At 59.0% G+C, this 24,561-nt stretch carries 11 protein-coding genes; 4 read left to right on the forward strand and 7 right to left on the reverse strand.

The features are described 5' to 3' along the window. Nucleotides 1–5: 5 nt before the first annotated feature. From N5D61_RS10255 to N5D61_RS10280, 6 genes are read right to left on the reverse strand one after another with little or no spacing between them, the layout of a single operon-like run. Nucleotides 6–1,679, reverse strand: coding sequence for a BatD family protein (locus N5D61_RS10255; RefSeq protein WP_108238194.1), 1,674 nt, complete (start codon nucleotides 1,677–1,679; stop codon nucleotides 6–8). Further along, a complete protein-coding gene (locus tag N5D61_RS10260) occupies nucleotides 1,676–3,418 on the reverse strand; it encodes a VWA domain-containing protein (protein ID WP_279892730.1) in 1,743 nt (580 codons plus the stop codon). The genes N5D61_RS10255 and N5D61_RS10260 overlap by 4 nt, the downstream gene beginning before the upstream one ends. Nucleotides 3,419–3,426: 8 nt before the next feature. Next, nucleotides 3,427–4,494 carry a VWA domain-containing protein gene (locus N5D61_RS10265; protein WP_108238195.1) on the reverse strand — a complete coding sequence of 356 codons (1,068 nt, stop codon included), beginning with the start codon at nucleotides 4,492–4,494 and terminating at the stop codon, nucleotides 3,427–3,429. Next, nucleotides 4,487–4,981, reverse strand: coding sequence for a DUF4381 domain-containing protein (locus N5D61_RS10270; RefSeq protein ID WP_108238196.1), 495 nt, complete (start codon nucleotides 4,979–4,981; stop codon nucleotides 4,487–4,489). The genes N5D61_RS10265 and N5D61_RS10270 overlap by 8 nt, the downstream gene beginning before the upstream one ends. Next, nucleotides 4,978–5,922: a DUF58 domain-containing protein gene (locus tag N5D61_RS10275; protein ID WP_108238303.1), complete on the reverse strand. Its 945-nt coding sequence runs from the start codon at nucleotides 5,920–5,922 to the stop codon at nucleotides 4,978–4,980. Before N5D61_RS10275 ends, N5D61_RS10270 begins: the two co-directional genes overlap by 4 nt. Before the next feature lie 4 nt (nucleotides 5,923–5,926). Then, nucleotides 5,927–6,886 (reverse strand): MoxR family ATPase, encoded by a 960-nt coding sequence (locus N5D61_RS10280; protein ID WP_108238197.1) that lies wholly within the window; start codon nucleotides 6,884–6,886, stop codon nucleotides 5,927–5,929. 381 nt (nucleotides 6,887–7,267) lie between these two features. Here N5D61_RS10280 and N5D61_RS10285 point away from each other — a divergent pair, with 381 nt between their 5' ends. From N5D61_RS10285 to N5D61_RS10300, 4 genes are all read left to right on the forward strand, one after another. Continuing rightward, nucleotides 7,268–12,268 carry a Tc toxin subunit A gene (locus N5D61_RS10285; RefSeq protein WP_279892462.1) on the forward strand — a complete coding sequence of 1,667 codons (5,001 nt, stop codon included), beginning with the start codon at nucleotides 7,268–7,270 and terminating at the stop codon, nucleotides 12,266–12,268. A 141-nt stretch (nucleotides 12,269–12,409) separates the two neighbouring features. Next, nucleotides 12,410–14,893 (forward strand): Ig-like domain-containing protein, encoded by a 2,484-nt coding sequence (locus N5D61_RS10290; RefSeq protein WP_279892464.1) that lies wholly within the window; start codon nucleotides 12,410–12,412, stop codon nucleotides 14,891–14,893. Between the two features lie 110 nt (nucleotides 14,894–15,003). After that, nucleotides 15,004–19,236 (forward strand): neuraminidase-like domain-containing protein, encoded by a 4,233-nt coding sequence (locus N5D61_RS10295; protein WP_279892466.1) that lies wholly within the window; start codon nucleotides 15,004–15,006, stop codon nucleotides 19,234–19,236. Nucleotides 19,237–19,269: 33 nt separating this feature from the next. Next, nucleotides 19,270–23,808 (forward strand): neuraminidase-like domain-containing protein, encoded by a 4,539-nt coding sequence (locus tag N5D61_RS10300; RefSeq protein WP_279892469.1) that lies wholly within the window; start codon nucleotides 19,270–19,272, stop codon nucleotides 23,806–23,808. Here the strand turns inward: N5D61_RS10300 and N5D61_RS10305 are convergent. After that, nucleotides 23,787–24,146 carry a hypothetical protein gene (locus N5D61_RS10305; RefSeq protein ID WP_108238202.1) on the reverse strand — a complete coding sequence of 120 codons (360 nt, stop codon included), beginning with the start codon at nucleotides 24,144–24,146 and terminating at the stop codon, nucleotides 23,787–23,789. The genes N5D61_RS10300 and N5D61_RS10305 overlap by 22 nt on opposite strands. Between the last annotated feature and the right edge of the window lie 415 nt (nucleotides 24,147–24,561).

The following is a 24,561-nucleotide window of genomic DNA, read 5'->3' on the forward strand; positions in this document are numbered from 1 at the left end:
CTCATTCACTTCGGATACAACGGCGGAAGGCTGTCCACGGCGTTGCCATCCACGGGTTTTTCCACGGCGGGCAGTGCCCTGACCGCTTTCCACAATTCTTCGCCCAGCCACAGCTTGCCGGTTTCGCTGTAGAGCGCGCCGTTCAGCCCGTCCAGCGCATCGGACAGCGGTACGAAACGAGCGGCCATGTCGGCCAGGGTTTCCGGTTGCTGGCGGGCCCAGGCATCGAGGGCTTGGCGGGTGGCCTGGGGATCGTTGGCCAGGCAAGCGCGCTTGAGGTCGTCCAGCACCGTCCGTGGGCTCGGTCCGGCCTGGGCGGCGCGGGTCAGGGCCGGTTGCCAGCGCGCTCGCCACCACAGCCCGAACCCCAGCAACGTGGTGAAGGCCAGCAGCACGGTACTCAATTGCCATGGCCACACGGGTGGGCCGATGACCGTGACGCCGAGGTTATCGCTGACCGGCATGTCCACCGCCAGCGCGGGGTTGGTGCTCACCTGCAGTGTATGAGCGGGCAGGGCACTGTGCTCCAGATGGTCTTCCAGCGTGTTCCACCAGACCACGTCGACCGCCGGAATGTCGATTGCGCCAGGACGATTGGGCACCAGCGCTTCACGTTCCTCGCGGCTCCCGACCAGGCCTCGCTCGTTCACCTGATTGCTCAGTTGCGGTTGGTCGGGATAGCGGCGCAACGCGCTGACATCCGTGGCGGGCAGCGGCGGCAACTGCGCACTGGACAGCCCCTCGGCCGTCATCACCAAGGTGCGCGTCAGGGAGTCGCCGATCTGGGTGTGGGCCGGGTCGGGATTCCAGTTTTCGCTTAGGCTGATGCTGCGTGCTGGCAACCAGGGTGTATTGGCCGGGTAATGCACCGGTTGCGGCTTGACCTTCAACGACAGCGGGTCGGACGTCACCCGAATCAACTTGCCCGGCTTGGGGCTGGTGGCCATGGCAGGCTGGCGGGTGGCCTCGCCCTGTTCGGGGATGTCCTGGACCATGGTCGCACTGAATGCCTGCGACGGAATGGTCAATTCGCCGCTCTGTTGCGGGTACAGCGCGTAGCGCATTTCGATCACGCCATGGCGAATGCCATTGATCTGCTTTTCGTAGGTGCGCGTGTCGCCGAGCTTCTCGATGCGCACGTCGGGCAACTGCAGCGGGGTCAGGTTGCTGTCGTCGAACAGCGACACCGAATGGTAGATGCGCACGGTCAGTACGGCTTGCGCCTGCACGTACACGGTGTCCTGGTCCAGGCTCGCTTCCATGAACACCGGCGCAAGTTGCTGTTCCTGAGCCTGCCCGGACGCTTCGACCACTTGCAGGGTAATCGGCTGGCTCGTCAATTGACCCAGCTTGAGCGGTGGAATTTCGATGGAGCCGCTGTGACGAGGCATCAGGGTGATCAACCAGCGGGTGGTGGCGTGCACATTGCCCTCAAGCGTCGTGAGGCTGTTGAGCTGGCGTGTGTCGCGCACCTCGAAATCCGCCTCAAGCGCGCTCATGTCTGGCTTGCCGAACAGGGTGGCATCGTCGGATTCGAGCGTCAGTTCGACGGTTTCACCGGTATTGACCCGAGTGCGATCGACACTGGCCTGCAGCGCGTCGGCGGGCGTGTCGGCTTGCGCCACGACGGCGAACAGGCACCACAGCCCGGCGATCATCACAGAGTGCACACGGTTCATCGGGTCTTGTCCTGATGCTGCTGTTGTTCATACCAGAATTTGCGCCGCAGCAACTCACCGGGTTCATCGGGGATCTGCCGCAGCCATTGTTCCAGTGCCTGACGTTGCTCGCCGCTGAGGTGGGTATCGGCAGGGCGGGTTGGAGCACGGGTCGGCTCATCAGCCTCCGGTGAGGCGTCAAGCGCATCGTTGCTGCCGCTGGCTGCAGACAAGGCTTGCGAGCCGTTGGCATTGTCATCTTCGTCGTTTTGCGCCGGTGCCGACTGACTCGACGAGGTCTGCCCGGAACTGTCCGGGTTCGGCGAGTCAGCATTCTCGGCAGTTTCGTTCTTGCCCTCACTGGCGTCTTCGGCAGCGGCCTGCTCGTTCCGCTGTTTCATCGCTTCGACCAGCGCCTTGTTCGCAGCGGCAGCGGGAAAGTCTGGCTGACGGTCGAGCGCCTGTTCATACGCCTCGATGGCCGCGTCCAACTCGCCACCCTTGGCCAGCGCGTTGCCGCGATTGTAATGGTCGGCGGCGCTGTTGCCCTGGGCGAAGCGCTGAGCGGCAGCGGCGTAATCCCCCGCTTCGTACAGCGCAACGCCTTGCCACTGCGTGTCTTCGAAGCGTTGCGCAGCTTCGGCCGGGCGGTGGCGCTGGAGCAAACGTTGCCCCTGTTGATCGGGACGTCGCCACAGGTTCTGCAGAAAGTCGTTCTGCAAATCGGCGGCCTGGCTGGGCGGCGGCATCAGCATCAGCAGCGGCAGGCAGAGCAGCCAGCCGCGACGACCGGCACAGGCTGCCAGCAGCAACAGGGGCAGCAACAGCCAATAGCCTTGGTCGGCCCAACTGTCGAGTTGCAGGGTCTGCCCCTCGCCGCGCATGTCTTTCGGGCCGTCGAGCAACCCCAGTTCCCGCAGGTCCTGGTCGTCCAGGCGCAGCGTCGTGTAATGGCCACCCAGCCCGTCGGCGAAGTCCTTCAGGCTGGCGCTGTCCAGACGCGGCACCATGATTGCACCCTGAGCGTCCTTCAGAAAGCCGCCCTTTTCCTGAGTGACCGGCGCGCCTTCGGCGGTACCGACCCCCAGCATCAACAATTGCGGCGCGTGGCCAGTCATCGCCTCACGGATGCCTTGCCGCTCGCTCTCGGACAACGAAGAGCCGATCCACAGCACACGGCCAAGACCCAGATCACCCTGTTTGAGCAGCGCAAGGGCTTTACTCACGGCCAGATCGGCACGCTGACCCGCTTCGGGCATGATCGACGGGCGGATCGCGTCCAGCAGATTCTGGCTGGTTCCCAGATCGTCCGACAGGGGCACGAGGGTATGGGCGCTGCCGGCGTAGACGATGATCGCCGTTTGCGAATCGCTGCGCAGTTGCAACAGATCCAGCAACTTGCGCCGTGCTTGCTCCAGACGCGAGGGCGGGCTGTCGGCCGCGAGCATTTCAGGCGTGAGCTCCAGCAGCACCACCAACGGATCGACAGGCCGCTGGCTGGTTTGCTCGACGCGCTGCCAACTGGGGCCGAGCAGCGCAAGCAACGCCAGCAGCCAGCCCAGTGCCAGGGCGATCCACGGCAATTTGCTTTCGCGCCCGTTACCGCCACTGAGCAGCACCGAATGGAAAGCGCTCGGCAGGATCATTTGCCAGCGGCCGATCCGCTTCTGCCGATGCCAAAGCCGCCACACCAGCCAGCCCAGCAACGGCGCAAGCAGCAACCAGCCGGGGCGTAGCCAATGCGGCCAGCACGCGATCAACGAAGCGATCATCGACGCCTCCGCAGGCGCTGGAAGCGCTGACGCCACTGAGGCACTTGATGCAACACCGGCCGACGCGCAAGAAAACGATACAGTGGGTTGTGCGGCCAGCGTTCATGGATGACCAGCAGAACGCTCAGCGCCAGCGCGAGGGCGAGAGGCCAGTGATACAAGGCCTGCGCGGGGCGAGCCTGGGTCGGTTGTTGAGTTACCGGCTCGAGGGCGTCCAGCGCTTTGCCGATCTGAGCGAGTTGTGCGCCATCGCGGGCGCGGAAATACCGGCCGCCCGTGATGGCGGCGATTTCCTGCAGGGCCGGTTCGTCCAGGTCCAGGCTGGTGTTCAAGCCCAGAATACTGGTCGCCCCCTTGTCCGGATCGGCACCGATGCCGATGGGGTAGATCTTCACGCCTTCCCCGGCTGCCAACCGTGCGGCGGTGGCCGGGTCGATCTGCCCGGCGTTGTTGGCACCGTCGGTGACCAGAATCAGCACACGGCTCTGCGCCGGGCGCGAGCGCAGACGCTTGAGGGCCAAGCCGATGGCGTCGCCAATGGCGGTGTTCTTACCTGCGATGCCGATGCGGGCTTCGTCGAGCCAGACTCGGACAGTCTTGCGGTCGAAGGTCAGCGGTGCTTGCAGGTAGGCCTGGCTGCCGAAGAGGATCAGGCCGACGCGGTCGCCCTGGCGATGCTCGAGGAAATCCCCCAGCAGTTGCTTGACCAGCGTCAGGCGGCTGACCTCATCGTTTTGCCAGACCATGTCCGGGTAATCCATGGAGCCCGAAACGTCCACTGCCACCAGCAGGTCTCGTCCACTGGCCGCCACCGGGAGGGGATCGCCCAGCCATTGCGGGCGGGCCGCCGCCACCAGCAACAACAGCCACAGAATGATGAAGGGCAACTGCCGACGCCAGCCGGGCAGATGGGCGCGGGCGCGGCGTCCGGCCAGCCCTTCGAGTTCGTCGAGAAAACTGACCTTCAGTGCGGCTTCGCCGCTGTCGGCCACCGGCAGCACGAAGCGCAGCAGCCATGGCAGCGGCAACACGACGAAGATCCACGGCCAGGCGAACTCAAACATGTTTGCGAATCCATGTCTCGACCGACTGGGTCAGGCCAGTGATGGCCTTGTCGTCGAGCTTGCATTCGGGTTTGTAGGCGCCTTCGACGAGCACCATCCAGCGTGTGAGCCCGGCGGCCGGACAGCGGTTGTCGAGAAACGCCAACCATTTGCGCCCGTTGAGGGTATGGCTCTGGGCGTGGGGATAATCGTGGCGGCATAAGCGCTTGAGCAGGCCATTGATCTGTTGCAGCCAGGCGCCCGCCGGTGCGCCATCATAGGGCTTGGGCATTTGCGCCAATTCCTGAAGCGCGGCCTGGCGCCGGGGATCCAGCGGCTGTTCGGCCACTTCCTTGACCGCTTTTTTCGGCAACCAGACGCGGGCACGCCACAGGCCGTAAGCCAGCAATGGGAGTAGGCCCGTCACTATCCACCAGCCCGGTGCAGGCGGCCAGGCACTCACCGGCGGTGGCAGGATCAATGGCTGCAGTTGGTCCAGGACGCTCATGTGCGCTTCACCGGCTGGTTCGCATTCAGGTAGTCGCGCAATTGATCGACCATTTCCTGTTGGGTGCTCAAAGGGATCATCAGCACCCGCAGCTTCTGCGCGAGCAACTCCCAACGTGCCTGACGTGCTTCGCCCTTGGCGCGGTAGGTCTGGCGCAGGTCGGAATTCAGCGTATCGAGTTCCAGCCGCGCCCCGCGGTCGTTGAATCGCAGCAGCCCGGCAGCGGGGAGCGCGTGATCCAACGGGTCGGACACCGGCAACAGCAACAGGTCGCAATGACGCGAGAGCAGGGCCAGTTGCTGCTCCGCGGAATCGGACAGCGTGCGCTCGTCGCACAGGATGAACACCAGGCTGCCCGGCCGCAGCACTTCGCGGGCCCGGCGCAACGCCACGCCAAAGGTATCGCGGTCTGCACCCGCCTCGGTGTGCAGCGATTGGTTGGCTCGCACCAGCCGGTTGAGCAATTGCAGCAGGCTCTGTTTGCTGCGGCGGGGTTTGATCTCGTAGTGCTGGTTGTCACCGAACACCAGGCCGCCGACCCGATCGTTGTGCCCCAGCGCCGCCCAGCCGATCAAGGCCGCCGCCTGGGCCGCCAGCACCGACTTGAACATCAGCCCCGAGCCGAAGAACAGCCGACGGCTTTGCTCGACCATGATGAAAATCGGCCGTTCGCGCTCTTCATGAAACAGTTTGGTGTGGGGCTCCTGGGTGCGGGCGGTCACTCGCCAGTCGATGGTACGGACGTCGTCGCCGGCCTGGTACACCCGGACCTGATCAAAATCCACCCCGCGACCGCGCAATTTCGAGTGATGCAACCCGATCAGTGGGCTGCGCCGGCCGGGTGACGAGAACAACTGGACTTCCCGTACGCGATGACGCATCTCGATCAGCTCGGCGAGGCTGATGCGGATGCCCGGTTGGGAAATCTGGTAGGGCTGCATGGGTTCAGGCGACGGCCACGACATCGAGAATGCGCTGGATCACGCGATCCTGATCGATGCCCGCCGCTTCTGCTTCGAACGACAGAATGATGCGATGGCGCAAGACGTCGAAAACCATGGCTTGAATGTCTTCGGGGCTGACGAAATCGCGGCCGGCCAGCCAGGCGTGAGCCCGGGCGCAGCGGTCCAGGGAGATCGAGCCGCGCGGGCTGGCGCCGTAACCGATCCACTCGGCCAGCTCGGCATCGAATTTCGCCGGAGTGCGGGTGGCCATGACCAGTTGCACCAGGTACTCCTCAACCGCGTCGGCCATGTACAGGCCGAGGATTTCCTTGCGCGCCGAAAAGATCGCCTGTTGACTGACGCGACGGTCGGGCTTGGCCTCGCCATTCAACGCTTCGCCGCGGGCTTGCTGCAGAATTTTCCGTTCGACGTTCGCGTCCGGGAAGCCGATCTTGACGTGCATCAGGAAGCGATCAAGCTGCGCCTCGGGCAAGGGATACGTGCCCTCCTGCTCGATGGGGTTTTGCGTGGCCATCACCAGAAAAAGCGGCGAAAGGTCGTAAGTGCTACGCCCGACGCTGACCTGCCGCTCGGCCATGGCCTCCAGCAGTGCCGATTGCACCTTGGCAGGTGCTCGGTTGATCTCGTCGGCCAGCACCAGGTTGTGGAAGATCGGCCCTTGCTGGAAGACGAAACTGCCGGTTTCCGGGCGGTAGATTTCGGTGCCGGTGATGTCGGCGGGCAGCAGGTCAGGGGTGAACTGAATGCGATGGAACTGGGCTTCGATGCCCTCGGCCAGCTCTTTGATCGCCTTGGTCTTGGCCAGGCCGGGGGCGCCTTCGACCAACATATGGCCATCGGCGAGCAGCGCGATCAGAAGGCGCTCGACCAGCTTCTCCTGCCCCAGAATCTGAGTGGAGAGAAAGGTTCGCAGCGCGATCAACGCTTCACGATGTTCCATCGATGACGGTTCCTGGCAGGTAGGCAGCAGCGCCAAAACGGCACCGACGCTGGGGGCGTTACTTTAATCCATCCCAAGGGGTGGCGACCAATCGGCTGAGGGGTTTTTTCAGTGTTTGGAGCTGTTTGCACGTAAAAACCAGAGATGTCTGACAGCTCGCGGTTTTTCTTCGTGTGATTGAGAGGATCAAACGGCAGGTATCGGCTCAGTTCGATGTGCCGCGTGGCTCGCCCAGGGCTCGCTTCCCGAAGTGAGTGACCTCGTTTGAATTGACCGCCGGTCCACTTCTGTATGCGTCATTCTCTACCCGTGCTTAGCTGGGTTTATGGGCTTGTGCAGTGACCATCTCAAGGAAGCAACTACTCAGGATGAGTCACTGCCATGAAGAAGAAAGCTGGGAAAAAATCCGCCAAGACCCCCTCGGCCCTGGATGTCTTGCTTAACGGGGCCGCGCAGAGAACGGACAGTCTTTCCTCGTTGACGGATCAATTCAGCTCAGTGATGAGCTTGGCCCGTGCCGACATTCCTCGCCTGATGAAACAAAACCCACAGATGCACATCAGCGAGGCTCGCGATGTGCATGCGCGTGCCCAAGCCATGTCTGTCGTCATTGCCCGTCAATTTCGTGAACAACGATTGACGGCATCGGTGCGCCAGGCCAACACGCCGCCCACGGGCATCAAGGGGCTGGTTGACGGACCCACTTACACCGACATGTTCAATCCGGACTGGGCCAACCACTGCCCGCCCGATGCCATCGAGGCCACCACGTCGCCGGTGGCCTATCTGGCCGATCTCTATCGTTATGCTCAAGAACTGGAAGCCACCGGCAACGAGGCCGAGGTCATCCCCCTCAATGAGCGCCGTCCCGACCTTAAGGATCTGGTGCTCGATCACACGGCGCTGAACCGGGTCGAACCGACGATCGTGCTGGTCAATGAGATCCTGGAAAAATCGATTCGGACCCACCTCGATGGCATCGGCCTTGAAGAGAAGTCAGTCGATGATGCGCTGCTCGAAGCGCGGTATCCCAATGCGCTGCCGTTTGAGCGGTATACGAGCCAGATCAACTACGCGCTCGGGCGAAAAGACCACACACTGGGGGACGCCATTCGTGCGGCGGATCCCGCCTATCCGTATTTCAAAGAGACGGGTGTGCATTCGCTGCTATCGGACACGGTGTTGATTCAGGACACCGGGTTGGGTCCGGTTCAGCAAGGATTGTTGCTGGAGGCGCCGTACTTCCCAGCGACAGAGGACTCCACTCATTCCCCAGGGGTTAACCCATGGCGGATGGATCCTCGAAGCCAACGGCTGATCCTCAAAAAGGCAGACGATGAGGCGCCCACTCGCTTTTATCTCGACAACTTTGGCGTCGCAAGTCTCCTGGACCTTGAGGACACTCAGACGTTTTGTTTGCGCACGGGCCTGAGCACTGACGACCTGGACGCATTGCTGAGCGTGGGCGCCTACGCACCCAGCCGTTCGGCCAACGTGCCAGGCGAGGACGATATCGATGCCAGCCTGTCGGGGTCGGTCTACATCAACGCCGGGTTGGCACCCGCAATGAGCATCGAGACCCAAGCTGCCGACACGCAAAAAGGCGTTGGCGCTCGGCATCGGATTATCAACCTTACACCTGATCGTCTGGACCGCATGAACCGCATGATTCGGCTCGCCCGTTGGCTGGATATCCGGTTCGATGAGGTGGATTTGCTGCTGGTGGCGTCTATGCAGGCCGAACAGCGTGCAGCCACGCTTACACGCCGCGTCAAGGCCGAGGCTCATAACCCCTGGTTGATTACCCAAGACACGTTGCGGGCCTTGGGGTTGTTTCAAGTCGGACGCCGCTTGCACGGTCTGCTCGCAGAAGATTTCGCTGTGCTGCTGTACGGTCTGACGGTTTACGGACGCGGTAAAACAGCGTCTCAGTTCGACCGGGTATTCAACGACCAGGCATTGTTTTCGATGCCGCTTATCCTGGATGAAGCGCCGTTTACCGCCCTGCCAAAAACCGAAGCAGAGCGCCAGAAGATCGACCATTTGTGCGCGGCGTTGGGGATGACATTTGAGGTCTACCGTTTCGTGGTGAAGGCGGTTGAGCAAAGTTTGGCAGGCGAGCCGTTGCGGTGGTCTAGGGAAGTGGTGTCGGCGTTTTATCGGCTGGTGCGCCTGCCCCGGTATCTGGATTTGGGGACGGTAGAGACGTTGGCGCTGCTGGAGCTCCTGGATGAAGGTGGCAGCCACTTGGTGTCCAAAGTGGCAGGTGTTTCGCAGATCGCTTCCTACTACGCCTCGGGCAACACCGATACGCTGAGTGTGATTCATGCTTCAGTTAATGCAGTTGCCTGGCTCAGGGAGCACAGCTGGTCGATCGCCCAGTTGTGCAATATGGTCCTGCCATCTCTCACCCGGCCGGTGGCCACCGAGGCCGAGCAAGAGTTACTGCAGCACATGCAGTCTCGCCTGACTTCCGCTTTGATCACCGACAGCAGTTTCGCCGAGGTGGGTACTCCCCATGTGTCGGTGGCGAAGGCCGCCGATGATCAGGACAACCTGTATGCCAGCGAGCCAATCGATTGGTTCGCGCTGCTCAGTAACTTCATTGACGATGGCAGCACGATGTCGACGTCCAAAGGGCTGGTGAAGTATCTGACGGGTGAAACAGAGGAGACGTTCGAGAGTGCGTTGAGCGCAGAGGTCAGTAAGGTATTAGCGAGCGTGGGGCTGCCCGTGGAAGAGCTTCACCCCAAGATCACCAATATGATCATGCGTGCCCGAGGTGCTCAAGAGGCACTGTTGATGGAGGGTCTGGGCGGTTATTTGGGCGTTTCCGCCGATCTGGCCAGAGTTCTGCTGTTCTGGTCCGGTGGCAATCGTCACCAGGTGCTCAAGGAAGTGTTAAGGGTTTATGGCGCTCATCCCGCCGGGCAGGTCGCGATTGGTGATGAAGTGCTGATAGTGCTTGAGGCGCTTGTGAAAGAGGCGGCACTGGTGACGCACCTGAGGCTCAGCGCTGCATTCATCGCGCAATTACTTGAGGCACCGCAATGGTTCGGGCTCAGTGACGCCAAGCTGTCGATGCAGTTGATTTATTTCAGTAGCCAGTACTCAGCGCTGCTGCGGCTGAGTGAGCAGAGTGAAGACTCGCTGCTGGATTACTTGCGGCTCATCAACACGCTGTGGGGAAGCGCCACAGAGGGTGACAAACGACTGATCAGAGACAGCGCTTCAAACAGGCTGGCCAGTTTCTTGAAATGGGGTGTACGTGAGGTACTGGACGTCGCCTACGCGCTGAACCCAGAAGGCATTGTATTTACCCTCAAAGATCTAGACACCGTGGCGCGATTGAGCCAACTCAGCCGGCAGACCGGCCTCGATGCCAATGCACTGCTGGCGTTGTCCCGATTGGTGCCTACCAGTCCCGTGGAAGCCTATCGTCAGGCTGCAGAAAAGGCGCTGAGTTCTCTCATAGACAAAAACTCAAGTACTCAAGAGGAGGCGGGTCAAAGTCGCTCCAGCGCAATCACCGTGACACCGGATTATCTGGTGGCCAAACGTCCAGAGGACAAGGCGACTTACACGATCACGCTGCGCGATGTGATGGGAGAGCCGTTCAAGAACGTGACCGTGGGTTGGAGTACGACGTTGGGTGAGCTTGACCAGCTTCAAACCACCACTGACGAGAACGGCGCGACTTCAACGACGTTGAAGAGCGGCGCGGTCATGGGGGTTGCTGCGGTAGTCGCCAGTTTTGGGTTGGGTGAGCAGTTGAAAGCGCCCGTGGTGACGATCGATTGTGACGAAGCATCCATTGACTTCGAAGGGGCGGAAATCGGCCCCACCGAAGCGCTTTCTAACAAGCTGGAACCTGTTCTTTGCTCCGTCGCCCTGGTTGATAAATACGCTAATAAAGCGATTGATCGTCCGGTGGAGTGGTTTGCGTCATTGGGCGAGTTTCAACGCTATCAGACGTACACTGACCATGATGGCGTCGCGCGGGCCGAGTTGGTCAGTGGCCCGGCAGGCGTATCCGAAGTGATGGCCAAGTACCGCAATGGCGCTGTCGAGCCGTTCAATCCGGTCGAATTCATCAGCCACCCTTACTTTCAATATGTGAAATTCATGGAAGTGGCCGTCGTTGGAATCAAGGTCTCGGTCACGTGTTCTTTGGTCGAACTGAATGGAACACCCAGGGCCAACGAGGTGATCACTTGGACGGCGCTTGACGAAGACGGAAAGCCCTTTGGAACCTTGACCGGAAGTGGCGGTAAAACAGATGCTCAAGGCATCGCGACGGTCACCTTTCTGGCCGACACAGTCGGCCATGTTCGAGTGACTGCCACGGCCAATGCCTTGACCCCCAAACCCACAAAGACTTCTGAACTGACTGCCATTAATCCGCAAGCCGAAATCATCCGGCAGGCCACCCGTCACGATGACTTTCTGGTGGGCAATAGCGACCCGGAAGTTTTTTCGGTTTGGGTGGCGGCCGGTGAGACTCCCGCAGTCGGTGCATTGGTCAGTTGGACTACCGCGGCGGCGGGCAAAGCCCGCAAAAAGGCGGACGCTGTCACGAGTCGGACAGATCGAGACGGAAAGGCTACCTACAGCGCGAAGTTCACCGAAGGCAACCATGTGGTCACCGCAACGTTGAGCGGAACCAGCAAAAGCGTGAAGTTTAATGTCTTGGCGCGCAAGCAAGTTGAATTTGAGATCACCTTCGACGGCGAGTTGCTGGACCCTCTGTCGCCTGATTTGATTTCCCGGATTGCCGAGTATGAATGTGTCATCAAGGTCGTTGACAGGGAAAGCAGAACGCCATTGGCGGGTGTCTCGTTCGAAGTGGACTTCGTCGATGCTGATCCTCAGTTGATGGGGCTGTACATCGCGGGGCTGGGCAAAAAATACAAATCGGCAGTCGAAGGTATAAAGTTGAAGGTCAGTTCCAATTCCGGCGACCGGGGAACGTTTACCTTGCAGACCAAAACCGGCTATTTGCTGGAGGAGCTGCATCCCACTTATCGACTGGGATGGATATACAAATACTCGTCGGCAACACTTCGATCGGGCGGTGTACTGGATTTGAAATGGATATGTGTCGTCACTGATCTTGATCCTTACGACGGTGCAGTGATTGATCCGCTAGGCGCTGTCGAGTTCTCAGTCCCGGCTAAGAACATAAAAGTTGTGTTGCCGGTAAAGCTCGATGGACGTCCATTACATAACAAAATCCCCGACACAAGTCTTCCTGCGCTGGCGAATGGCGATGTGACGACAACGTCGCGTCTGGTGGCGCTTGACGGTTATTTGGTCATGTTGCCAGGAACGCAGCCGCTCACCAATGTATCAGCATTGAGGTCCAAGCGTACAAAAACCTGACCGTAGTCGATCATGTTTACCCATGGTTCGCACGTTCGTACACCGTCCATCGATTGGCGGTTAGATGCAAAGCGCGTCTTGATGATCGTGCGCAGGCGCCTATAGAAATGACGGTTCTGTTCAGTTAATGAGAGGCAGGAAATGAACAATGTCAAGCAAGGTGATAGTTATAGTTTTCTTATGACGATGAAACGTGGCCTGCAACTTGTAGGGCATACTGATTTATTGGGCAGGGATATTCGTTATGTCCTCAACGTCAAGACTGTCGCGGATGACGGCAGCGCCTTGGCGGGGAAAACCTATACGTTAAATTCGACTCACGGAAGCGCAAACAAAATCAATATTCCAAAAGTCGGTATGGAGATGGTGTCCACCGCGGATGGAAATGATTTCCTTATTTACGGTAAGCCTGCCGAGTCCGAGGGCGATTATAACCTCATGCAGTGCGAGTTTACCCTGTCTTGTGATAGTGGCTCCGGTCAACCCTCTGAACAACTCACGTTCAAAATGGGACGTCTGGCGTACTGGGGAGCACCCCGTATACTCGCGAGTGATGACGTAAAGAACGTGATATTCAAAACCAAAACCGAGTGGGCGGGAGAAGGCACGCCAGGTGCTCTATGGGGGTGGGGCGATAATGTCGAAGATTGCACGATTAAGTTTCCGACATTGAATATTGAAGTCGAGAGTCCCACCCAAACCGGCAGCGATGGTAGCGCGAGCGTTGAGCTTCCTGTCGAACTGGGCAAGTTTTCCACTGCGCCAGACGTCGCGCCGGTGGAGATTTTAGCCAAGGTGTCGAAGAGCGGCTACACGGCGATCTCGCGATACTATGAAGAACGTGAGTTGTATTACTTCGCGTCCGTCAAGTTTACCGCTCCACCTGTATACGTGGGAGTTGCAGCAGAAGTGACGTGCGTGCTCATTGGGTTGAACGGTAAACCCAGGGCAGGGGAAATGGTGAGTTGGAGTGCCAGCAAGGGGGCCATGCTGGATGCGACAAGCGTGACCGATGCAAACGGCATTGCGGCATCTCGTTTTCTGACAGATGAGATCGTAGACGTGACAATCACCGCAACGGCTGAACGAATGAGATTGAACGGCAGCAGCCAGTTGGTGATCATTCAACCTCTAGAGATAATTAGTCATCAGGCGAGCGCTACTCAGTCTGTGGTTGGCATCTCCCCTCCAATTAAATTTTCAGTATGGGTGGGGGGAGCAGGCACGATGTTTTCGGGTGTAAAGGTAGATTGGTTGTACGATGGTAGACCTATGGTTGTCGATTACTCTGATGCCGCCGGGCGGTCAGATTATGACGTTGCGATAGATGTAGGAGAACACAAAGTCACCGCTCGGCTGACCTCGTCCCAGGTGTCGGTCGACTTTCTCGTCACGGGTTACACCGTTGCCATCGGTGAAGTGTCCGGCGGCTCAAGCAACTACATTGTCGGCCTGTCGGCGCCTGAAGTATTCAGTCTGAAATTTGTCGGGGGCGCGCAACCCGTGCCGGGTATTAGAGTCGATTGGTACCTGGCGGGTGTGAAATTAGGTGATTCTGTTTCCGGTGAGGATGGTAAAGCTACGTTCAGTCATTCATTTGAGGCGGGCACCCATGAAATCACGCCATTAGTTTTGGGTCATCCAGAATTGAGACACTCCTTCAGAGTTGAAGCTTACCCCTTGGTTGTTGCTCGTCAGGAAGCCAGTGCGACGCAATACCTTGTGGGTTCCTCAGAAACTATCGAGTTTTCAGTCTGGCTGACGGCAAACAACAAGCCGGTCGTCTGTGGCGATGTGCAGTGGGCAATTGACGGCGCACCTCAACGTGAAAGCTCCCTGGATATAGAGGGGAAAGCAACCATTGATTTGACGTTCGATGAGGGCGAACACGTGGTGACGGCATCCATTGCTAATCATAATTCGCTGGCCACGTTCAATATTGTATCGTTGGCATTGGGCTTTGATGTCGTTATCACCCCAGCGAGAATTAGAGATCCTGATGCTCCCGATCTTTTATGTCGAGGTGTTGAATATTATTTGGATGTGCTGATTGTCGATGAGCAAAAAAAACCCGTTCCCGGTATTCCATTCAGAATGAGCAGTTCGGGTGACGATTTGGAGTCTAATGCCATCGAGATTTATAAATTGAACACTGAGCAAGTATCGGGTGCCAATCCTGTTCGATACCTGACCTCGAAAGAGTGGTCGATCCCTACGAATTTTACTCTCGCATTGGCAGCAGATCAGCGAGTGTTTGAATGGAGAAGACACTATCGTATGGGTTGGATTTATCTCCCGCTTCGTGTCGATGCGAGTATCACTGGTCGGCGAATTTCTGCATTTTGGACAAACTCAACCTTGTTATCTCACTACTCAGGCGAACCGCTCGATTTCGGTCCAATCGAGGTGAGCAATGGCGATCCAGTTGTGCTTCAAGGAAAGGTGACTCGATTATCTTTGCCCGTCGCTGGCCATGTATTTTCCTCCGATGACAGCACACGAAGCGATGCGTCTCCGCTGGAGGAGGTTGATGTTGCAGGTAAATTTACATTTAGCCGAAAAGTCCTACTTGATGGCTTTATGGTTTTTGTCGCGGGCGAGGCGGTCGGTCACATCGTGCCTTAAGTCTTACTGCCGTATTTCCAATAACAGGTTGTGCATGACGGGTTGATCAGTTGGTGGAGCCCGTCGTCGGTCGGGTGCAGGCATACATTGCTTCGATAGGATTGAATGACATGGACTATGACGCGCAAATGGATCAAGCGCTTCGCGACGCCCTCGTCGCCTACTACCTCGGCCAACTCATCCCGGCGCCGGAATCCACCGCGCCGGATAACATCATCACCCCCGACGACCTCTACGAATACCTGCTCATCGACAACCAGGTATCCGCCGATGTCGATACCAGCCGTGTCGCTCAAGGCATCGCCAGCCTCCAGCAACATATCCATGCCATTTACGGCGGCATGGAGCCCGGTTTCGCTCAGATCCCGGATACTGCCGCGCATCGTAAACAGGTGAATGAATGGCACGAAACGATGAGCCAGTACAGCGTCTGGGCGGGTTATCAGGCGCTGGTGGATTACCCGGAAAATTACTTGGACCCCTCGTTGCGCCAGGGCAAGACCGAGGCCTTTCAGGCGCTGGAAAGCGAGCTGTCCCAATCGCGCTTGACGGCGGACAGTGTGCAGAACGCCGTCAGCAACTACCTCGCGCGATTCGAGGAGGTCAGCAATCTGCAAACGGTGTGTTGCTACATCGACGGCGTGGACTTCCGGCAGGCTGATTACTATTTCGTCGGGCGTTCTGCGACCGACACGTCGCGTTATTACTGGCGCAAGGTGGCCATCGACCTGGACGACAGCAGCACTCGGGTGCCTCCCTCAGCCTGGAGTGAGTGGAAACCTATCGACATCCAGTTGGCCGGGCACGTGACGCACGTGCGCGCAGCGGTGGTCGATGGCCGTCTGCATCTGGTATGGCTGGAGCAGGTACGCCAGGCGCTGGATGCGGCTGACACGCCCGTATCGGGTAGCTTTCTCTATCGGCTGAACACCAGCTACTTGCAAAACACAGGACGTTGGAGTGATGCACTGATCCTTCATGAATGCCTCATGCCGTCGTTCGAGGACCTTGATCGGCTCGACTACGTGTTGATCGCAGCGCTTGATGATCGTGTCTCCGGGCAACCGTGTCTGGCGGTGGGGTTCATCCAGAGCAAGCTGTTTACGCCGGGCACCTATGCGTTCTTGCATGTCAGGGACAAGCACTGGCAACCCGTGAACCTGTCGACGGCTTCACGCACTTCGATGTTCGCTGCTTTGGTGAAACAACTGGGAGACAGTGGCGCAGCGGCGGCGCAGCACGTGATGGTAGGAGCCGAGGGAACCACGGAGCAAAATGCGAAGGTCTGGATCCTCGACAGCGTAGTATGGGATGAGGTTGGGGATAATCACGAGGGCGCGCTCAGTCGCTATCTGGAGGTCGAGACGCCCATCACGTCTATTGAAGGCGCTTGTACGATCAATGCGGTAGGCGTTTGCAACACGCCGTGGTACCAAACGGGCAACGAGGGCATTCCGTTTCGCGGAAATTTTGGCCTGTGGAAAGGCCAGCCCCGATCGCCTTACTCTCTGACACTCAACGGCGCTGCGCGCACGCCCGTCATGCCGATCGGCTGGTCGGCCGATGCAGGGAACCCTAACGCTTACACCCTCCGGTTCGGTATGCATGATACGACCAACGGGTTGGGCTACCGCTCGTTTACCGTGACCCGTAAAGAGCGCTCGAAGGCACCGATCACTCGGGTGACAGATGAGGGCGGGAATTTTCTGGATCTTGAAGGGCTGGCACTTCCCAACCTGCGCTTCATTCGGCTGAACAGCACCTTCGCTGGCGAGCTGGTACGCAAAGCCGAGCGCTCCCTCGACGGGGTGTTGGGCTGGGAAACTCAGCACACGCTGGAGCCGCCCACTCCGAACGCCGAAGGTGAAACCAAAGATGAGCCTTGGGTGCCGGTCGACTTCAACGGTGCCAATGGTCTTTATTTCTGGGAGCTGTTCTTTCACCTGCCGCATCTGGTGGCGTGGCGGCTGCATCATTCATTCGAGTACGCAGGGGCCGAGCGCTGGCTCAATTATCTGTTCAACCCGCAGGTCCGCGTCGCGCCGTTGTATCCCCCGCCTGATCAGGTGGACTGGATGCCCTACTGGACCAGTCGCCCGCTCGGCTTCGCCGATGATCCGATGCAGGACATCGCCGCGCCTAGAGACCCAAACGCCATCGCCTATGGGGCTCCTTCACATTATCGCAAGGCGATTTTCACGCTGTATCTGGACAATCTGATCGCCTGGGGTGACTCGTGCTATCGGCAGGTGACCCGTGACGCCCTCAATGAGGCGAAGCTGTTGTATGTGCGCGCCATTTCGTTGCTCGGCCCCTTGTCCAAGGGGCGAAGTATCAGCCAGTGGGCACCGATGTCGCTGCAAGACGCCGCGCGGCATGAGACTGAAACCTTTGACGCCTTTGAGGCTACCCGTTCAACCGGATTGTTACAGGGCATACCGCGTCGTGTGTCGCAGGCGCCGTGGGTGCGTTTGGTGGATGCGCCGTGGTTCCGGCTGCCCGTCAATACGCGGCTTCTCGACCTCTGGGACACGCTGGATGCGCGGCTGTATAACCTGCGCAATAACCTCACTCTTGACGGTCAGCCGTTGTCGCTGGCGCTGTATGAAATGCCTGCCAATCCGCTTGACCTGCTGCGGGCGCAATTGGCGGGGGGTGGTGCGTCACTTCGGCGTTTGGGCGCGCAGGCGATCATCCCGCCCTACCGTTTCAGCGCCAGGTTGCCTCGTACGCGGCAGGCGGTGGATACACTGACCCGTTTTGGTGAACAGGTGTTGCGGAGTATGGCGAGCGCCGACCGGGCGGAGCAGGACGCGTTGCAACAAGGCCATTGGCTGGAGCTGGCCGGGTTCGCGGCACAACTTGCCGGATTGGCCGTCGAGCAAGCTGAACGCAGTCTGGAGGTGCTGACGGCGAGGCAGGATCAACTTCAATTGCAGATCGGTACCTACGACAACTGGATCGCTCGCGACGTCAGCGTTGCCGAACGTGACGCCGAGGCAAAGTTAGAGCAGGCCAGTGCCATGCGCATCTCGGCTGCGGGAATGCGGGCAGGCGGTCATGGTATGGGCACGGCACCCAACACCATCACGTTTTTGCCGGGGCTCGTCCCGATCCCGGTTCCGGGCGGCTGGAATTGGGGTGGTCCGTCTTGGGCGGCGGCGTCTGCGGCAGAGGCTTCGGGCATGTATCTCTCAGACAGCGCTGATTCGCGCTTGCGCGCCGATGCCTATAACCGGCGCAGAGACGAGTGGACGTTCTTGAAAGAGCAGGCGCAACAGCAGCTCGAACCGCTTGCGCGGCAAATGGAACAGGCTCAGGTCTCGACGGTGGCCGCCAAGGCCGCGCGTGACCGCTCGTTGAAAGCGTGCGAACAGGCACAGGCGCTCTACGCTCTGATTCGCAACCGTGCCACCAACGGCGCTTTGCACCTGTGGATGCAAGGGCAGATGTCCACGCTGTATTTTCAGGCCTACGACGCGGTGCTTTCGATGTGCCTGGCGACCGAAGCGTGTTGGCAATACGAGATGGGCGATTACCAAACCGCGTTCATTCCGACCAGCGCCTGGGTCGACAATCGACGCGGGCTCACAGCCGGGGAGAGCCTGAGCCTGGGTCTGCTGCAAATGGAATCGGCTTTTGTCGCGCGTCACGAAAGGCGACTGGAGTTGGTCAAAACCGTCTCGCTGCGCACGCTGTTGAAGGACCACCCGGCGCGCGGCGCAGAGACCGGATGGCCGGCGGTGCTGGCTGAGCTGCGGAAAAACGGTGCCATCGAGTTTCAACTGAAGCCTTCGTTGTTCGATCTGGATCACCCCGGCCACTACCTGCGCCAGTTGGTCACGGTGTCGGTGTCGCTGCCAGGCAGTCTGGGACCTTACGAAAACGCCCGCGTCACACTGGATCAACTGACCAATAGCTGCCTGCTCAAACCGGATCTGGGCGGTAGCAAATACCAGTACAAGCAGGTGGACGAATTGCCGGGTGAAGATGAGGGCTCCGATCCACGCTTCGTGGTCGCGAATAAACGCGTCAATCAGCGGGTGGCGATCTCGGCTGATCGACAGGATCCGGGTGTGATTGGAGCGTCACCGACGGACGAGCGTTACCTGCCGTTCGAAGGGACCGGGGCGATCTCGAGCTGGCTCATGACGTTTCCACGGCACGCTCAGCCGCACCAGCAATCGCTGATTGACGGGTTGCAGGATGTCATTCTGCACCTACGGTATCGCGCACTGGACGGTGGGCCGGTTTTCGCTGCGCAGGTCAAGGATCTGATTCCCGTCCAGCGCCGCACGCCTCAATCGCTTACTCAGCAGGGCCAACCTTTGCCCGCCGTTTGAGAAGGGCACATCAACGGAAGATGGGAGTGCATCATGGACCAGTCGATCATCGGTGTTCTCGAGCAGCAGCGGCGTGATGCGCTGGTGGCGTGGTACCTCGGGCAATTGGTGCCCAAAGGTGAGCGATTGACGCGGGTGCTCAACGAGAACGATCTCTACGAATACCTGCTGATCGACAATCAGGTCAGCGCACACGTTGATACCAGCCGGGTGGCGCAGGGCATCGCCAGTGTTCAGCAGCATATTCATGCCATCTACAACGGTATGGAGCCCGGCTATGGCTCGTTCGACAGCGATGCGATGGCATCGTGGCGGGAGAGCATGTCCCAGTACAGCCTGTGGGCGGGCTACCAGATGCTGGAGGACTACCCGGAAAATTATCTTGATCCGACACTGCGGCTGGACAAGACATCGATGTTTAAAGCGTTCGAGGGTGAATTGGCTCAAGCCCGTTTGTCTCGCGACTCGGTGCAACAAGCGCTGGGCAATTACCTGCAAGCGTTCGAGAGCGTGAGTAATTTGCAGGTAGTGGGGTGCTACGTTGACGACGTGAAGTTTATCAATGCCGATTATTACTTTCTCGGTCGACAAAATATTGAGCCCTTTGGCTACTACTGGCGCTCGTCCCGTCTTTATAAGAATGCAGATGATCAGCAAGGGCAGATGGCGAGCTGGACCGAATGGAAAACGGTTGAATCCATCATGGGCGCAAACGTGAAACATGCGTGTCCAGTGGTCATGGACGGTCGGCTCTATGTGGTGTGGGCGCAAAGTGGTAAGGCGCTAGTCGACGCCGAAGGAAAGAAGTCCGGGGAATTCGAATACGCGATCAAAGTGTCCTGGCGACGACTGGATGACACATGGAGTCCTCCCGTTGAGTTGTATAAGGACAAGGCACCTGATGAATTGTCGGCCAATGACATTGACAGTCAATACGCGTTGACTAAGGGCTACCGACTGACGGTCAGCGCGGATCATCGCAACCGTAGTCGGTCGCGCTTATTGATCGGGTTCCGTTCGGTCGGGTTTAAGACCGACTTGAGCGTCCACTTGGCATTTGACGAGTTTCTAAATCCTTTGACGGCCACCACTGATGAGGGCGTTGCCACGTTGTTGGCGTTGGTCGCAGGTGTGGATGTGCGGCGTGCCGGATTCTGTGTCGATCAGCTGGATCCTGACCCCAAGACCAAGAACCACTGGAAAATCGTGTCGGTGGTGTGGGACAAGGCTGAGCCTCCTACGACAATGGGCTCGGAAGAATTCGGCATCAACCAGCACCTTGAACTGCAAGCGCAATGGCGCGCCGGAAAAGTGGAGCTGCGAGGCTATTGCAATAAGCCGGTTCTGCAAAACAAACTCACCTACTTTGAGTTCGTCGGAGCTGCTCAGGGATTCGATCTGGATGTGAGCTACTCTGTAAAGGGGGTCCTTGAAGGGCTTACTTTGCGCGTAGAGGCGATTCGGCGAGTCGCGAATGTAAGATTGGTCCCGTTTGATATTTATTACCTAGAGGAAAAGATCGCGTCTTTCTCTCATGAAGACCTTTATTCATTAGGCCATACGCTGGATGGCGAACGGCTGATGGCTGTAAAAACAATTGAAAAAGACGCTGATCAATTCGATACGCCGACATTCCAAACGGCGTTTTCAGTCGTCTGGATTGGGGGTGTAGAACCCCTCCGTCTGTGGGTCAAGGTGTATAAGGATGTGCCGCTGGTCATGGATGCAGATTTTTACCACTACCGAAACGCTACTTTGTACAGTGAGGCGGTGACGCTTAACGGTGCTGCACAATCTCTGACTGCCCACGCCTGGCCTGCGAGTGAACCAGCCACCCGGACTTATCAATGGGGTGGGGATGCCGGCCAGCAAGGTCGAACCAAATTCGGTCTGAACGGCTTTACCGTCACCCGTGAGGCGATCACCGGCCCGGCACCCGTGGTATCGGTCACCGCGGAAGGTGCTCAGTACCTGGATCTCACGACTCCGGCGCTCGGCGTCGGAAACGTGCTTGTTCGCCTCAACACCCTGTTCGCCAAAGCCCTCACTCGGCGTGCCAGCGTGTCCGTGGAAAGCGCGCTGTCGTGGGAGACCCAACACACCGAAGAGCCTTTGTTGACCGGGCAAGTTGCCCCGGTCTACGTCGACTTGGCGGGTGCCAACGGCCTCTACTTCTGGGAGATTTTCTTCCACGTTCCGCACTTGGTGGCCACGCGGCTGCAACAGGAGTTCGACTACGCGGGAGCGCAGCAGTGGCTCGAGTACCTGTTCAATCCCCAGATGCGCGTGGCGCCGTTGTATCCGCCGCCTGCCGAAACCGACTGGCTGCCGTACTGGACGTGTCGACCATTGGGACTGGCGGACAACCCGGCGATCGAACTTGAAGGCTTGACCAATCCAGACGCCATTGCCCGGGGCGCGCCTTCGCATTACCGCAAGGCGATTTTCATGGCCTATCTCAACAATCTGATCGCCTGGGGCGACATGCTCTATCGCCAAGTGACCCGCGACACACTCAACGAAGCCAAATTGTTGTATGTGCGAGCACTTTCGCTCTTGGGGCCGCTGTCCAAAGGCCGCAGCATGAGTCTCTGGGCCCCCGTATCCCTTGCCGATGCCGCGGCGGAGGCAACGGAGACGTTCGAGTCTCTTGAAGCTTCGATGGGGAGGGCCGTTGCAGACCTCATCCCTCTGCCCGGAACGGCAAGGCCCTGGCTGCGATTGCTGGACAAAGAGGTGTTCCGTCTACCCGTCAACACCCAGCTTCTGGACTTCTGGGACAGGCTTGACCTGCGTTTGCACAACCTCAGGCATAACCTGACGCTGGACGGCAAACCGCTGCAACTGGCGTTGTATGAAGCGCCTGCCAACCCGCTGGACCTGCTGCGCGCACAACTGAATGGCTCGAGCGTCAGCGCGCGACGCTTGGGATCGTTGGCGATTATCCCGCCCTATCGCTTTCGCGCCATGCTGCCGCGGGCCGTGAGTGCGACCGATACCCTGGTCAGGTTCGCTCAGCAAGTGTTGGGTTACATGGAGGCCAAAGACCGCGCCGAGCAAGACGAGCTGCAGCAGGGGCATGTGCTGGACGACCTGGCAACCTTTGCCGAGCAGCTAAAGACCTACGCCATCGAAGAAGCGAGCAAGGGCATCGAGGTATTGCAAGCGAGTCGTCGGGTCATTGAAGCGCGTAAGCGTTATTACGATCAGCAGATCACGGAGGATGTCAGCGCCCTGGAGCGGTCTGCTCAATCACAGCGTCAGGCGGCAATGATCAGCATGACCACGGCTCACAGCCTTAACGCGGCCGGGCATCTGGCGAACCTGGCGCCTAACCTGTTTGGCGGTGCCACAGGGGGGATGCAGTTGGGCGGCGTCATGTTCGCGTCCGCCGAAGGGTTGGATGCCGCAGCGTCGACGCTGACGGAGCAGGCGCAGCAAGCATTGATCAGCGACTCGCAGTTGCGTCGCCGGGAAGAATGGCAGCGCCAGGCCGCCCAGGCGGACCTTGAATTGGCCGTTACCGATCTGCAAATCGATGCACAACGGGTAGCGTTAGCCGCGGCAAAAGCGAACTTGGCGCAGGCCTCCAAGGCGCGGGAACACGCGCAAACGCTGTATGCCTTTATCAAGAACCGCACAGCTGGGGTGGGCTTGTATCGCTGGCTGTTGAGCCAGATGTCGACCCTGTATTTCCAAGCCTACGACGCCGTGCTGTCGTTGTGCCTGAGCACCGAAGCCTGTTGGCGGTACGAGGTAGGTGATCGCGACACACGCTTCATCTCCGCTACGGCCTGGGTCGATAACCGCTTTGGCCTGACAGCGGGTGAGACGCTCAAGCTCGGGTTGTTACAGATGGAGTCAGCCTTTCTGAGCCGACATGAGCGGCGTCTGGAAATCAGTAAAACCGTCTCGCTCAAGGCATTGCTCGCGCAGGCCACACCGGCCTCCAGTCTGGCACCCGCTGCTTGGGAGGACGTGCTGGAGAGCTTGCGAACCACCGGAGAAATCGAATTTCAGCTCAAGTCATCAACGTTCGACAAAGACTATCCCGGCCATTACCTGCGGCAACTGACACGGGTCTCCGTTTCGCTGCCAGTGGTGCTGGCACCGTATCAAGACATTCGTGCGACCTTGAGCCAACAGAGCAGCAGCTACCTGCTCGAACCTCAGATCGATAACGTCAAACACCTGTACAAACAAGCGGGCGATTTGCCGGAGAATGAGCAAGGGGAGGATACCCGGCAAGACCAACTGGTCTTCAATCCGCGTGCCAATCAGCAGATCGGGCTGTCCACGGGCGTCGATGACGATGGTCTGTTCATGCTCGACTTTGGCGACGAGCGTTACCTGCCGTTCGAAGGCACTGGCGCGATTTCCCGCTGGACGCTGAGCTTTCCCCATCACGAGTCCGATGAACAGCAGGCGATGTTCGACACCCTTACCGATGTCATCCTGCACATTCGGTACCTGGCCGTGGATGGCGGCAAGGCGTTTACTGCCGAGGTCGAAAAGCTGGTCGCTGCGGTCGAGGACGGCCAGACCAGGCGTCAGCCGACTTCGCTGACGTAAGTGCCGACGTCCTTGAGCAGAATCCTCAACGTGGCGTCCAGTGCTACCAACTCCTCAGCGGACATACCGTGTCCGATCACAAAGAGGTGTTCACCGCCCAATGGCTGAGCGTCGGTGGGGTCAATCTCCACGGTCAGTTGCGTGGCGGTGAGCGTCACCGTCAGGTTCGAATCGACGTAAAGGGTGTCGTCACGGAAGGTGATGTGGACCTCGTCCTCGTCCGGGAAACGCCCCAGCAGGAACAAGTCACCGTTTTCGACATGGCAAAAGGCCGTCGCCAGGTCATCTTCTTCGTCGTCGCAAGGCTCATGAAAGAACAGGTCGGTGGTCATGCGCATGGCGATGTTCCTATGGTTCGGATCGGGACAAACCGAGATTTTGCCAGTCCTCGATGGATTTAGCTCGCGGTCTCTCACTATTCCTGTTCGGCATGGGCCATGCCGTTTCGCAAGGCGATGTCCGAATATGTCGCAGCCCCGCAAGCAGCGGCGGGGTTCCTCTGGGTAAGCTTCATCGTAGATGAACGAACCTGCGCTGCTGTCCCTCCGGACGCAAGCCCCCGTTCGTCATTGGCTCCAAGGATGTGACGACGCACACACGACGAGCGTTAGTACCTGTGCACGGGGGCGTGTCGGCCGCCTTGTCACGATCTGCCAACTATCATCGAACAGGGCCCACGCAACAGATACCCTTCGACCCATGCATGCACGACCCGAAACACGCATCTCTCCTATATAAAAGCCAAGCCAAGCG

The sequence above is a fragment of the Pseudomonas sp. GD03842 genome (genome assembly GCF_029841165.1).
GTDB lineage: Bacteria > Pseudomonadota > Gammaproteobacteria > Pseudomonadales > Pseudomonadaceae > Aquipseudomonas.

Coding starts and splice junctions, on each gene's coding strand:
- N5D61_RS10255 (WP_108238194.1), bottom strand. CDS start 1,679: ATGAACCGTGTGCACTCTGTGATGATCGCCGGGCTGTGGTGCCTGTTC.
- N5D61_RS10265 (WP_108238195.1), bottom strand. CDS start 4,494: ATGTTTGAGTTCGCCTGGCCGTGGATCTTCGTCGTGTTGCCGCTGCCA.
- N5D61_RS10270 (WP_108238196.1), bottom strand. CDS start 4,981: ATGAGCGTCCTGGACCAACTGCAGCCATTGATCCTGCCACCGCCGGTG.
- N5D61_RS10275 (WP_108238303.1), bottom strand. CDS start 5,922: ATGCAGCCCTACCAGATTTCCCAACCGGGCATCCGCATCAGCCTCGCC.
- N5D61_RS10280 (WP_108238197.1), bottom strand. CDS start 6,886: ATGGAACATCGTGAAGCGTTGATCGCGCTGCGAACCTTTCTCTCCACT.
- N5D61_RS10285 (WP_279892462.1), top strand. CDS start 7,268: ATGAAGAAGAAAGCTGGGAAAAAATCCGCCAAGACCCCCTCGGCCCTG.
- N5D61_RS10290 (WP_279892464.1), top strand. CDS start 12,410: ATGAACAATGTCAAGCAAGGTGATAGTTATAGTTTTCTTATGACGATG.
- N5D61_RS10295 (WP_279892466.1), top strand. CDS start 15,004: ATGGACTATGACGCGCAAATGGATCAAGCGCTTCGCGACGCCCTCGTC.
- N5D61_RS10300 (WP_279892469.1), top strand. CDS start 19,270: ATGGACCAGTCGATCATCGGTGTTCTCGAGCAGCAGCGGCGTGATGCG.
- N5D61_RS10305 (WP_108238202.1), bottom strand. CDS start 24,146: ATGCGCATGACCACCGACCTGTTCTTTCATGAGCCTTGCGACGACGAA.